Source organism: Variovorax sp. PAMC28562 (assembly GCF_014303735.1).
Classification (GTDB): domain Bacteria; phylum Pseudomonadota; class Gammaproteobacteria; order Burkholderiales; family Burkholderiaceae_C; genus Variovorax.
In genome coordinates, this window is sequence record NZ_CP060296.1 from 3986806 (window position 1) to 4000116 (window position 13311).

12 protein-coding genes are annotated in these 13311 nt (G+C 60.9%); 2 read left to right on the plus strand and 10 right to left on the minus strand.

Going from position 1 to position 13311, the window contains the following annotated elements; translation table 11 throughout:
• Positions 1–4: 4 nt before the first annotated feature.
• From H7F36_RS18735 to rpsB, 10 genes are all read right to left on the minus strand, one after another.
• Positions 5–547: an OmpH family outer membrane protein gene (locus tag H7F36_RS18735; RefSeq protein ID WP_187052202.1), complete on the minus strand. Its 543-nt coding sequence runs from the start codon at positions 545–547 to the stop codon at positions 5–7.
• Complete coding sequence (gene bamA, locus H7F36_RS18740; RefSeq protein WP_187055086.1) at positions 547–2985, minus strand: outer membrane protein assembly factor BamA; 2439 nt, start codon at positions 2983–2985, stop codon at positions 547–549. Before bamA ends, H7F36_RS18735 begins: the two co-directional genes overlap by 1 nt.
• 38 nt (positions 2986–3023) lie before the next feature.
• Positions 3024–4394 (minus strand): RIP metalloprotease RseP, encoded by a 1371-nt coding sequence (rseP, locus tag H7F36_RS18745; RefSeq protein ID WP_187052203.1) that lies wholly within the window; start codon positions 4392–4394, stop codon positions 3024–3026.
• A gap of 23 nt (positions 4395–4417) precedes the next feature.
• A complete protein-coding gene (ispC, locus tag H7F36_RS18750) occupies positions 4418–5608 on the minus strand; it encodes a 1-deoxy-D-xylulose-5-phosphate reductoisomerase (RefSeq protein ID WP_187052204.1) in 1191 nt (396 codons plus the stop codon).
• Positions 5595–6479 (minus strand): phosphatidate cytidylyltransferase, encoded by an 885-nt coding sequence (locus H7F36_RS18755; RefSeq protein ID WP_187052205.1) that lies wholly within the window; start codon positions 6477–6479, stop codon positions 5595–5597. Before H7F36_RS18755 ends, ispC begins: the two co-directional genes overlap by 14 nt.
• Positions 6480–6494: 15 nt before the next feature.
• Positions 6495–7229, minus strand: coding sequence for a polyprenyl diphosphate synthase (gene uppS / locus H7F36_RS18760; protein WP_187052206.1), 735 nt, complete (start codon positions 7227–7229; stop codon positions 6495–6497).
• A 1-nt stretch (position 7230) separates the two neighbouring features.
• The gene (gene frr, locus H7F36_RS18765; RefSeq protein ID WP_187052207.1) at positions 7231–7791 is read right to left on the minus strand and encodes a ribosome recycling factor; all 561 of its coding nucleotides are present in this window, start codon (positions 7789–7791) and stop codon (positions 7231–7233) included.
• 13 nt (positions 7792–7804) lie between these two features.
• Positions 7805–8527, minus strand: a complete 723-nt coding sequence (gene pyrH / locus H7F36_RS18770; protein ID WP_187052208.1) for a UMP kinase — start codon at positions 8525–8527, stop codon at positions 7805–7807.
• Between the two features lie 44 nt (positions 8528–8571).
• Positions 8572–9495 (minus strand): translation elongation factor Ts, encoded by a 924-nt coding sequence (gene tsf / locus H7F36_RS18775; RefSeq protein WP_187052209.1) that lies wholly within the window; start codon positions 9493–9495, stop codon positions 8572–8574.
• 81 nt (positions 9496–9576) lie between these two features.
• Positions 9577–10335, minus strand: coding sequence for a 30S ribosomal protein S2 (rpsB, locus tag H7F36_RS18780; protein WP_187052210.1), 759 nt, complete (start codon positions 10333–10335; stop codon positions 9577–9579).
• A 301-nt stretch (positions 10336–10636) separates the two neighbouring features.
• On the opposite strand from rpsB, the gene H7F36_RS18785 reads away from it, so the two are divergent.
• Both H7F36_RS18785 and H7F36_RS18790 read left to right on the plus strand, forming a co-directional pair.
• Entirely contained in the window at positions 10637–11962 is a 1326-nt protein-coding gene (locus H7F36_RS18785; RefSeq protein ID WP_187052211.1) for an amidase, read from the plus strand.
• A gap of 85 nt (positions 11963–12047) precedes the next feature.
• Positions 12048–13304: a D-amino acid dehydrogenase gene (locus H7F36_RS18790; RefSeq protein WP_187052212.1), complete on the plus strand. Its 1257-nt coding sequence runs from the start codon at positions 12048–12050 to the stop codon at positions 13302–13304.
• The last annotated feature ends 7 nt before the right edge of the window (positions 13305–13311 follow it).

Below are 13311 nucleotides of genomic sequence, written 5' to 3' on the forward strand. Positions count from 1 at the left end.
CCTCTTATTTGCTGGCGGCCGGCGAAAGCGCCGACGAAGGAGCGTTCAACGCCTTGATCACCTTGTCGGTGATGTCGTGCTTGGGGTTGATGTAGATCGCTTCCTGCAGGATCGCGTCGTACTTCTCCGCCTCGGCAACTTGCTTCACGACGCGGTTGGCGCGCTCGTAGACCTGTTGCAGCTCTTCGTTCTTCCGGGCATTCAGGTCTTCCTGAAACTCGCGTCGCTTGCGCTGAAAGTCGCGGTCCTGGTCGACCAGCGTGCGCTGTCGCGACACACGCTGGGCTTCAGACAATGTCGGCGCTTCCCGCTCGAACTTTTCAGAGGCGCTTTTCAAGGCATCGCCCTGCCCCGCCAGGTCTTTTTCACGCTTCGAGAACTCTGCTTCGAGTTTGGCCTGCGCTGCCTTGGCAGGTTGTGCCTCGCGCAGCACACGATCCGGGTTGACGAAGCCGACGCGGAACGTTTCCTGCGCTTGCGACGGCGCACAAACAAGTGCCAGTAAAGAGATCAGCAGCGTACCGGCCGCACGAACCAAATTGCTCATCAGAACGAAGTTCCAATCTGAAATTGCAGGCGTTGAACGCGATCGGCAGGCACCAATTCGATCAGCGCATTATTCGGATCAACGACCTGCTTCTGCTGACGAATCGGGAACGCATAGGCAAGACGCAGCGGTCCGAGCGGCGAAACCCAACTGATGCCCAAACCAACCGAGGCGCGGATCTTTTGCTGGGCTTTCCATTGCGCATCGGTAATGCCGGAAGCGCGACTGGCGAACACATTGCCGGCGTCGAAGAACGAGTACAGACGCAGCGTCCGGTCGTTGCCTGCGCCGGGGAACGGCGTGCTCAACTCGGCGTTGAAGATTGCCTTTTTCGTGCCGCCGAGCGAAGCGCCCGTAACGAAGTCGCGCGGGCCCAAAGAGTTTTGCTCGAAGCCTCGCACCGAACCCAGGCCACCGGCATAGAAATTCTTGAAGATCGGGTACGCCTTGTCGCCATAAGGCCGGGCGTAGCCCAGTTCTCCGTTGACCGAGAAGGTGTACTGCTTGGTGATCGGGAAAAACTGCTGGTACTGGTAGCTCGATTTGAGGTACTTCATGTCGCCGCCAACGCCGACTTCCAGGTTGGCGCGTTGCAGGCGACCACGGGTCGGAACCAGAGCACTGTCGCGATCATCACGCGACCAGCCGATGGTCAAAGGGATGCCGAACACGGATGAATTGGTGCAACTCGTGACGATGCCAGCAGCGCCCGTGGCGCATTTGAAGTAGTCGCGGTACGCCTGCGGCGATGCGCTGTACACATACTGCCCGTTGACCAGGGTGTAGGTGCCGTTCGAGCCCGGATCGAAACGATAGCGCTCGAGCCCGATGCCGAAGAACACCGTGTCGACTTCACTGAACGGCACGCCAAAACTGATCGAGCCTCCTTCGTGCACGAGTTTGTAGTCACCGTCCGCCGCATAGTAGGGACGCGTCGTGGCGGAATACAGGCTGAAGGTCCGAGAGATGCCGTCTGCCGTGAAGTACGGGTCGGTCGCCGTGATGGATACCGTGCGGTTGTACTTACTGGTGTTGACCTGCAAGCCTAAGTAGTTGCCCGAACCGAAAACATTTTCTTGCGTGATGCCGAACGTGAGGGACACCTTCTCTGCGCTAGAGAACCCGGCACCCAGTTGCAGCGTACCCGTCGGTTTTTCAACAACGCTCACCGTCAGGTCGACCTGATCGGGTGTGCCGGGGATTTCGACCGTGTCGACATTAACCTCGGTGAAAAAGCCGAGACGGTCCACGCGATCGCGCGACAGCTTGATCTTGTCGCCGTCGTACCACGACGCCTCGTATTGACGGAACTCGCGACGGACGACTTCGTCACGCGTGCGATTGTTGCCGCCGATGTTCACGCGGCGAACATACACGCGACGCGAAGGTTCGGCCTGCAGCGTCAGGTTGACGCGGTTGTTGACGCGGTCGACTTCGGGCTGTGCCTGCACGCGTGCAAAGGCATAGCCGAAGGTACCGAAATAGTCTGTGAAAGCCTTGGTGGTAGCCGTGACGTCTTCGCCGTTGTAGGCCTCGCCCGGCTTGATGGTGACGAGCGACTTGAACTCTTCATCACGGCCAAGATAGTTACCCGCGAGCTTGACGCCAGCCACGACAAACTTCTCGCCTTCTGTCACGTTGACGGTGACCGACAGATCCTGCCGGTCGGGCGAAATGGCGACCTGGGTCGAGTCGATGCGGAACTCGAGGTAGCCGCGCGTGAGATAGTACGAGCGCAGCGTCTCGAGGTCGGCATTGAGCTTGGCGCGCGAATACTGGTTGGACTTGGTGTACCAGCTCATGAAGCCGCCGCTGTCCTGATCGAACAAGTCGAGCAAGGTCGACTCGCTAAAGGCCTTGTTGCCGACGACCCGGATTTCGCGGATGCGGGCGGAATCGCCTTCGTTCACCGTGAAGGTCAGGTTGACGCGATTACGTTCCGTCGGCGTCACGGTGGTCACGACGGTGGCGTTGTACAGGCTCTTGCTGATGTACTGGCGCTTGAGTTCTTGCTCGGCCTTGTCGGCCAGTGCTTTGTCGTAGGGGCGCCCTTCGGCCAGCCCGACTTCGCGCAGCGCCTTTTGCAGAACGGCTTTGTCGAACTCCTTGGTGCCGGCGAAATCGACATCGGCAATCGTCGGACGCTCTTCGACGATGACTACCAGCACGTTGCCGCTCACGTCGATTCGAACGTCCTTGAACAGCCCCAGATCGAACAGTGCTCGAATCGCAGCAGAGCCACGATCGTCGCTGTAGGTGTCGCCGACACGGAGCGGCAACGACGCGAAGATCGTTCCAGGCTCCACGCGTTGCAGGCCTTCGACCCGGATGTCGCGAACCGTGAATGGCTCGACAGCCCATGCGGCTGTTGCAGCCAGTGCACCGGCGACTACCGCTGCCACGCTACGCAAGCGAAAGCGACTGAAGTGTTTGTTCATCTGTGAAATGGGCCGGCTCGGAAAGAGACGACCGAAAGTTAACCAAGGAGCCGATTTACGTCGTTGAACAGTGCGATCGACATCATGACGAGAAGCAACGCGACGCCGCCGCGCTGAAAGCGTTCCATCCATGCGTCGGATACGCTTTTGCCTGTCAGGCCCTCCCAAAGATAATACATCAGGTGCCCCCCGTCGAGGACAGGCAAAGGCATGAGATTCAGCACCCCCAAACTAACGCTGATAAGCGCCAGAAATATGAGGTATTGGGTGAGCCCCATGCTCGCTGATTTGCCTGCGTAGTCAGCGATGGTGAGAGGTCCGCTGAGATTCTTGAGCGACGCCTCACCGATAACCATCTTGCCCATCATGCGCACCGTCAGAGCAGACACTTCCCATGTGCGAACGACGCCGCGCCAGAGGCCCGTGACCGGACCTTGGCGCACAGTCACCATCTCCGGCGGCGCGCCAACGTAGGCGCCGATGCGACCTACTTTGGCGGTGCCTTCGTCGCGAACGTCGGGAACGACATCGATGCTTATCGAGCGCCCGCCGCGCTCGATTGCCCAAACCTGCATTTTCGGCTTGCCGTCATCCACCGAAGAGCGGATGACCTCGCGCAGTTGCTGCCCGTCCACGATGACCGCCGCACCGATAGATCGCACGAGGTCGCCTTTCTTCAAGCCGGCGCGGTCGCCTGCGCTGCCCACAACGACATCACCGATCTCAGGGCGGGTCAGCGGTGCGATGACGCCTATCTTGCGAAACATCTGCGCGTCGGCATCCTTGGCCTCGACGCGGCTGAGTGGCAGCACCAGCTCGCGCGCAGGCTTACCACCCTCGTCTGCGATTTCGAGCGTCAAGTCGCGACGATCGAGCGCTGCCCGTGTCATGCGCCAGCGCAAGTCTTCGAACGAATCGACCGTGTCGAGCTCGCCGTCGAAGCCGGCACGCGTGATGTGCTCGCCGCCGCGCAGGCCGGCCTGTTCAGCTAAAGATGCTGGCACCGGCCGTGCCAGCGTCGCCACCGGCTCCTGCACGCCGATCCAGTTAACGACGGTATACAGCGCGACCGCCAGAAGCAAATTTGCAATCGGACCCGCCGCCACGATGGCCGCGCGCGAACGGAGCGGCTGGACGTTGAAAGCGCGATGCCGCTCTTCAGGCGCCACCACACCTTCGCGCTCGTCCAGCATCTTCACGTAGCCGCCGAGCGGAAACATACCGATGACGAACTCGGTTTGCTGACCCGGGCGCTGGCTCTTCGGCTGCCACCGGTAGAGCGTCTTTCCAAACCCGACCGAGAAGCGCAACACCTTGACGCCGCAGGCCACCGCGACGCGATAGTGGCCGTACTCATGAACAGCGATGAGTACACCCAGCGCGACGATAAAAGCAACGACTGTGAGCATCGGAATTCTCTCTGTTTGAAACGTCAGGCCGCGGCGAATCGTAGCGCGGCGGCGTTGGCAGCCCGTCGCGCTACCGCGTCGAGCGCCAGCAGATCGGCGAGCGACGACGGTTTGGAGGAAGCAACCACCTCCAAAGTTTCCACGTTCACTGCGTGTATGAGGTCGAAGCGCAGACGTCGATCCAGGAAAGCTTGAACGGCAACTTCATTGGCCGCGTTCAGTACGGCCGTCGTGCCCGGCGCAGCGCGCAATGCCTGCCATGCCAGATCGAGACCTGGGAAAAGCGCCGCATCAGGCGTCTCGAACGTCAAGGCACCCATCGCCCGGAAGTCGAGCCGCGCCGCACCGCTCTCGATGCGCTCAGGCCATGCAAGGCCAACGGCGATGGGCACGCGCATGTCGGGCGTGCCCAATTGCGCGACGACCGATGCATCGGTGAACTGCACCATCGAATGCACCACGCTCTGAGGGTGGATAACCACCTCGATCTGTTCGGGCAAAACACCGAACAGATGACGCGCTTCGATGACCTCGAGCGCCTTGTTCATCATCGTCGCGGAGTCGACCGAGATCTTGCGGCCCATCACCCAGTTGGGATGGGCACAGGCTTGCTCCGGCGTGACCTGGCTCAAGCTGCCGGCCGCGCGTGTGCGGAACGGACCACCCGAAGCGGTGAGGATGATCTTGTCGATGCGTCGACCCCAGGTCGCCGGGTCTTCAGGCAGTGATTGGAAAATGGCCGAATGCTCGCTGTCGATCGGCAGCAATGTCGCGCCTCCCTCGCGCACGGTGTGCATGAAGAGTTCGCCGCCGACCACGAGCGCTTCCTTGTTGGCCAGCAATAGCCGCTTGCCGGCGCGCGCAGCAGCAAGGCAAGCGCCAAGCCCCGCCGCGCCCACGATGGCGGCCATGACTGCGTCTACTTCGTCGTGCGAGGCTATCGCTTCGATTGCGTCCGGCGCCGTCAGCACGCGCGTGGCACTGCCGTTTTGCTTCAGCTTGTCGGCCAGCAGGTCAGCGTGTGGCGCGCTGACCATCACAGCGAAGCGCGGCTTGAAACGCATGCATTGGGCGAGCAGTTCGTCGACCTTTGTCGCGGCCGACAACGCGAAAACCTCGAAGCGATCGAGATGGCGCGAAATCACATCGAGCGTGTTGACGCCGACCGAACCGGTCGAGCCCAACACGGTGATGCGCTGCTTAAGCGTATTCACAGAATGACCACAACATCATCGCGATCGGCAAAGCCGGAAGCAGTGCGTCGACCCGATCGAGCACCCCTCCATGGCCGGGCAGCAGATTGCTGCTGTCTTTGGCGCCAGCGCTGCGCTTGATGAGCGACTCGACAAGATCGCCGACCACGCTCATCGCCGCCATGAACACCACGCCGATCAGCAGCAACCACCAGCCCCGTTGCGCCAGCCGCGTGTAGAGGCTCGCAACCGTTGCCTGCGCCGACGCGTCGGCCCAAACCCACGCAAGCGCCAGCACCAGAACACCGGCCATACCGCCCCAAACCCCTTCCCAACTCTTGCCTGGACTGATCGACGGTGCCAGTTTGTTGCGCGTGAATTTGAGGCCAAAGGCGCGTCCGGCGAAATAAGCGAACACGTCGGCCACCCACACAAGCAGCAAGATCGACAGCAAAAAATTAATGCCGATCATGCGAGCCTGCACTGCGGCCATCCACGCCACCCACAACGCCAGCAAGCCGCCCACCACGCGCAGCGGTTTGGGAATGCGCGGCCAGCCGGGCACTGCGGCACGCAGCAAAAAGGCCCCGCCCAACACCCAGGCCGCACTGGCGATGATCCACACGATGGAAAGCGACTGATTGGAAAGCGACTGATCTAGCAAACCTAGCGCCCAGGACAAAAGGCAAAGACAAAGGATCTCGGCCCCGAAAAGCAGCGAGATGCCCTGCCCGTAGCCATTTAGCTTGCCCCACTCCCAACCCGCCGCGGCAATCAACGCCAGCATCACACAGGCGAAAGGAATGGGAACGGTGCCGTTGGAAGGATAGAAGAGAGCCGGCAACAAGATCGCCAGAAGGACGATCGCCGTGATGATTCTTTGCTTGAGCATTTGACCTAAGTTGCGTCAGGCCGGCTGTCTGGCGCGCTCGGCGCCCGACGAAAGCTGCGCAGAGGTCTTTCCGAAACGACGCTCGCGACGCTGGAAGGCACCGATCGCCTCATCCAGCGCGGCCTCGTCGAACTCCGGCCAGAGCTTGTCGCTGAAGAACAGCTCCGCATAAGCGCTCTGCCAAAGCAGGAAGTTCGACAACCGCTGCTCTCCACCGGTGCGAATAAAAAGATCGGGGTCCGACACATGGGAAAGCGCCATCTCGCGGTCGAGGCTGACTTCGGTGATCGGATCGCCGCGCTCGGCCAATGCAGCTGCGGCACGGGCGATGTCCCATCGACCACCGTAGTTGAAGCACACGTTGAAAATGAGGTGCGTGTTGTGCGCCGTCGCTGCCTCGGCCTGCACCAATCCAGCAGATATCTTTTCGGACAGACCGCCACGCTCACCGACGAAATGCAAACGCACACCGTCTTTGCTCAGTCGGGGCACTTCACGCGTCAATGCACCCACCATCAGGTCCATAAGGCCCGAGACTTCCTCGACTGGACGATTCCAGTTCTCGGAAGAAAACGCGAACACAGTCAGGACGCCGACACCACGATCAACGCAGGCCTTGACGCAGCGACGGAGCGATTCGACACCCTGCTTATGACCGGCAACACGCGGCAAAAACCGTCGCGTGGCCCAGCGGCCATTGCCATCCATGACAATGGCTATGTGATTGGGCACGGCAGGTGTTTGCCCCATGCTAGACGGCCATGATCTCCGCCTCTTTGGCGGCGACGAGGCGGTCGACTTCCGAGATATGACGGTCGGTCACTTTCTGGATTTCAGCCTCGGCACGCTTTTGGTCATCTTCCGAAGCCAGCTTGTCTTTCACGAGTTTCTTTACCGATTCGTTGGCATCGCGTCGGAGATTGCGCGTAGCGATCTTGGCGCTCTCGCCCTCGTTGCGGACCAGTTTGGTCATCTCGCGCCGACGCTCTTCGCTCATGGCTGGCAACGGCACACGAATGAGGTCGCCCATCGACGCCGGGTTGAGCCCCAGATCGCTTTCGCGAATCGCCTTTTCGATCTTGGCGCCCATGCCTTTTTCCCAAGGCTGGACGCTGATCGTGCGCGAGTCGAGCACCGAGACATTGGCGACCTGGCTCAGCGGCACCGACGATCCGTAGTAGTCGACGTGGATCGAATCGAGCAACGCCGAGTTGGCGCGGCCGGTGCGGATCTTGGTGAGGTTGTTCTGGAATGCGGCGAGCGACTGGTTCATCTTGACGTCGGTCGCACTGCGAATGTCTGCAATGGTCATCTATAAGTACTCCTCAAGCGTGCACCAAAGTGCCTTCGTCTTCACCCAGCACGACGCGTTTGAGCGCACCGTTCTTGAAGATCGAAAACACCTTGATCGGCAGCTTTTGATCCCGGCACAGCGCAAATGCCGTGGCGTCCATGATCCCGAGATTGCGCGAAATCGCCTCGTCGAAGGTCAGGCTCGTGTAGCGAGTCGCGTTCGGGTCTTTCTTGGGGTCAGCGCTGTACACGCCGTCCACCTTTGTCGCCTTCAGCACCAATTCGGCGCCGATCTCGGCACCGCGCAACGCGGCAGCCGTGTCGGTCGTAAAAAATGGGTTGCCGGTACCGGCAGCGAAGATGACGACCTTGCCCTCTTCGAGGTACTGAAGCGCCTTTGGCCGCACGTAAGGCTCGACCACCTGCTCAATGGCGATGGCCGACATCACGCGGGCCACGAGCCCCTGCTTGTTCATGGCGTCGGCAAGTGCCAGTGCGTTCATGACAGTGGCGAGCATGCCCATGTAGTCGGCAGTGGCCCGGTCCATTCCGACCGAACCGCCGGCCACGCCGCGAAAAATGTTGCCGCCCCCGATCACGACCGCCAGTTCGACGCCCATGTTGACCACCTCAGCCACCTCTTCGACCATGCGGACGATGGTCGCGCGATTGATGCCGAAAGCGTCGTCGCCCATAAGCGCCTCCCCGGACAGCTTCAACAAGATTCGCTTGTGGGCTGGGCGGGGTTCGGACATGGGCATTTTCCTTCGGTGTTTGCGGGGCGAGTGTAGAGCGGGAATTACGCCGCCGCCTTGGCTGCGGCCACTTGGGCAGCAACTTCTGCGGCAAAGTCATCGACCTTTTTCTCGATACCCTCGCCGACCACGTAAAGGGTGAAGCCCTTGACGCTCGTACTAGCGGCCTTGAGCATGGCTTCGACAGTCTGCTTGTCGTTCTTCACGAAGGCCTGGTTGTGCAGCGAAACCTCTTTCAGGTATTTCTGCACGCCGCCTTCGATGCGCTTGGCGACAATGTCCGCCGGCTGGGTTTTCTTGCCCTCGGCTTCAGCGGTCTTGCGGTCTTCCTCAGCTTTGCCGGCAGCCACAGCGCGCTCTTTTTCGATGAGTTCCGCAGGCACATCGGTGCTCGAAATAGACACGGGTTTCATCGCTGCAATATGCATTGCCACGTCTTTGGCTGCAGTGTCGTCACCTTCGAACTCGACCATTACGCCAATGCGCGTGCCGTGCAGGTACGACGCCAGCTTGCCGTTGCCAGCAAAATGCTTGAAGCGGCGAAAACTCATGTTCTCGCCGATCTTCCCGATCAGGCCCCGGCGCACGTCTTCGAGCGTCGGGCCAAAGCCATCTTGCTCATACGAAAGCGCGCCAAGTCCAGCAATATCGGCCGGGCTGTGTTTCGCCACGAGCATCGCGGCGGCGTTGGCAAAAGCCAGGAAGCTGTCGTTCTTGGTAACGAAGTCGGTTTCGCAATTTATTTCGATCATGCCGCCCGCATCGCCATCGACAAACGCCGTGACCACGCCTTCGGCGGTGATACGGCCCGACGCCTTGCCGGCCTTGTTGCCGAGCTTGATGCGCAGCAACTCTTCGGCCTTTTCCATGTTGCCCTCGGCCTCCGTCAGGGCCTTTTTGCATTCCATCATCGGCGCGTCGGTCTTTGCGCGCAGTTCGCCGACCATGCTTGCGGTGATTGCAGCCATTTTTCTATCTCCGTAACTTCAAAAATCAGTATAAAAAAAAGGGGCAACGAAGCCCCTTCTTCAGGCTCGCGAGAGCGTGGATCAGGCCGAAGCACCTTCTTCGACTTCGACGAATTCGTCGCTGCCGCCGCCTTCGGCGATGGCCTTGACGACGTCACCGGCGGCGTTGTTGCGGCCTTCGATGATCGCGTCGGCGATGCCACGGGCGTACAACAAGACGGCCTTCGAAGAGTCGTCGTTACCAGGAATCACGTAGTCGATGCCTTCAGGCGAATGGTTGGAGTCGACCACACCGATCATCGGAATGCCGAGCTTCTTGGCCTCAAGCACTGCAATCTTGTGGAAACCCACGTCGATCACGAAGATGGCATCGGGCAGAGCGGCCATGTCCTGGATGCCACCGATATCCTTCTCGAGCTTGGCGATTTCACGTGAAAAGGTCAGCTGCTCTTTCTTGCTCAGGCTTTCAAGGCCAACTTCTTGCTGCGCCTTCATATCCTTCAAGCGCTTGATCGACGTCTTGACGGTCTTGAAGTTGGTCAGCATACCGCCGAGCCAGCGCGTGTCCACAAAAGGAACGCCGGCGCGGCGAGCTTCCGAAGCCACAATTTCACGGGCCTGGCGCTTGGTGCCGACCATCAAAATCGTGCCGCGGTTGGCGGTGAGTTGCTTGGCGTACTTCATCGCGTCCTGGAACATCGGGAGCGACTTTTCCAGGTTGATGATGTGAATCTTGTTGCGATGGCCGAAGATGAACGGGGCCATCTTGGGGTTCCAGAAGCGGGTTTGGTGACCGAAATGGACACCGGCTTCCAGCATTTCGCGCATGGTGGTCGACATAGAAATAACTCCAAAGGTTGGGTCTAAAATCCAGCCCGTTTTGAGTCTGTTTCGAACATCTTCGGAACAGGACACAACACCTTGATTGGGCTGGTTTGCGGATGCGTTTCAACAGGCACAGTAACAAGTAACTTGGGAGGAATTTGCCAGAAAGCAAGTTCACCAAACATCGTCACCGCATGACCAGCGAAACCCTACGAGTATAGCACTGCCCGCTCTCGTTTTACCTCCGTCACTCCTCCTTGTCGCGTCCCGCTTCGCGCTCCTGCCCACCCCTTCCGCGCTTACGCTTTTAATCCCCATGAACGACCTCCAAGCCACACGCTTTGCACTGCTCGCGGGCCAGACCGATGCGGCCACAGCCATGGAGGAAGCGATCCTCATCGCCGCGTCTGCGGCATGCGCCCATGCCTTCACCCGCACCATGTTTGATGAAGCGCGATCCGCGGCTGCCCTTGCGCCCTCGCAAAGTCCTTTGAGCGGGTTCGCGTTTTCAGCCAAAGACCTGTTCGACATTGCCGGCCAGCCGACCCCCGCCGGATCGGTCGTGCTCGCACATTCAACGGCGGCCAGGGCCGACGCGACCGCCGTTACCCGCCTGCGTCAGGCCGGCGGCATCAATATCGGTCGGACCAACATGACGGAGTTCGCTTTCTCGGGCGTCGGCGTCAATCCGCACTACGGCACGCCGGCCAACGCATGCGACACGGCCACGCCGCGCATTCCGGGTGGCTCGTCGTCCGGCGCCGCGGTGTCCGTCGCGACCGGCGCGGTCTTCATCGGACTGGGCTCCGACACGGGCGGCTCGATCCGAATTCCGGCCGCTCTGAATGGCATCGTCGGCTTCAAGAGCTCGGCACGGCTGGTGCCGACCGATGGCGCAGTGCCGCTCTCCACCACGCTCGATACGGTCTGCGCGATGACGCGATCGGTGCGCGACGCGGTCACTGCGCACGAAATTCTGGCAGCACGACGCGTCGTCGCTGGCACGGCATCGCTTTCGGCTTACCGACTCGCCGTCGTGAAGAACGTTTTTCTCGACGGCCTAGAGCCGACCGTGGCCATCGCTTTCGACCGAGGTCTCAAGTCTCTGCGAGCTGCCGGTGCGTATATCCAGGAGATTGAACTGCCCGAGCTGGCCGAACTCGCCAACCTCAACGCGACCGGGGGTTTTTCGGCCCCCGAGGCTTATGCGTGGCACCGGTTGTTGCTGGAGCGCAGCGGTGCCGGCTACGACTCTCGTGTTGCACAGCGCATCCTGAAGGGTGCTGCCATGACGGCTTACCAGTACATCGATCTGGTTGCCGCGCGCCGGGACTGGATTACTCGCGTCGAGCGCAGCCTCGCGCCCTTCGATGCTGTGCTGTCACCGACGGTGCCGATCACGGCGCCCACGATCGAGAGTGTGGCGCCGGGCGAAGAACGCGACGACATGTTCTTCCGCATAAACAGCCTGCTCTTGCGCAACCCGTCGATCGTCAACATGCTCGATGGTTGCGCCATTTCACTCCCTTGCCACGCAAAGGGCGAGCTACCCGTTGGCCTCATGATCTGGCACGGCGCCCTGCACGATGACGCGGTGCTTGCCATCGCTTTGCAAATCGAGCGGACACTACAAGAACGGTAGCTTGCCAGGACATTTGCTTCTCGCGGCTTTCAAACGCTGTCTTGCACAGGCAAGCAGCGGACCCCTCATTGATTAAAGAGTTCGAATGAAAATCGCGATCGTTGGCGCCGGCATCATCGGCGTCACAACCGCTTGGGAGTTGGCGGCCGACGGCCATGAGGTGACTGTCTTCGAACGCCGCGGCGCAGCCGCTGAAGAGGCCAGCTTTGCCAACGCTGGCGTGGTCGCACCCGGCTACGTCACGCCTTGGGCAGCGCCAGGTATGCGCGGCAAGGTGCTTCGGTCGCTGCTTTCTACGCACGGCGCCATCAAGCTTCGCTGGCCGATCAGTGCGCGCGATGTCGGGTGGATGTCACGCTGGCAAAAGGCCTGCAAACTGGAAACGTACCTGGCCAACCGAAGCCGCATGCAGCGCCTGGCGTTCTACAGTCGCACGCGCCTCCACGAGATCACCGAGGCCCGCGAGCTGAGCTACGAGCGAAGCGATGGCTACCTGGTTTTGCTGCGCTCGAAACGCGAGCAGAAACTGGTGCAGCCTGGCCTCGACGTATTGCGCGAAGCGGGTACGAATTTCCGGGAAGTCGATGCCAACGAAGCCCGGCGCATCGAGCCGGCACTGAGCACCGACACAGACCTGGCGGGCGCCATTCATTTGCCGGACGACGAGGTCGCCAATTGCCGCCAATTCGCGTTGCTCCTGAAGTGGGAGGCCGAGGCACTTGGGGCTCAATTTCATTTCAATTGCGATATCGCGCCCCTGAATCGATCGGCACCTACTTCCCTGTCGTTGGCTGCCGGTTCGCCCGCCCTTCCCTTCGATGCGGTCGTTGTGTGTGCCGGCTTGGCTTCTGCGCGTCTTCTGCGGCCGCTGGGCCTGCGGATTCCGCTGGCGCCGGTGTACGGCCACTCGATCAGCGCAAACATCCGCGAGCCGCTGAACGCGCCGCACAGCGCGGTAATGGACGAGCGCTACAAAGTCGCCATCTCTCGCCTTGGCCAACGCGTTCGCGTAGCCGGCAGCGCAGAACTCGGTGGATCACTCGACACCATGAACCCCGCTGCACTTCAGACGCTTTACAAGGTGTTGCAAGACTGGTTTCCGGGCGCAGCCACGCTTCAGTCGGGCGTGCAGCAATGGAAGGGTGCGCGGCCGATGCTGCCCGACGGTCCGCCGGTGCTCGGCGCCAGCGGAGTGACAGGTATCTGGCTCAACCTCGGGCACGGCTCGAGCGGCTGGGCGTTGTCTTGCGGAAGCGCGCGCGTATTGGCCGACTTGGTCGGAGGGCGACGACCCGAGATCGATCTCGAAGGTCTGGGCGTCGAACGATTGATGTTGGCCTGAAAATATC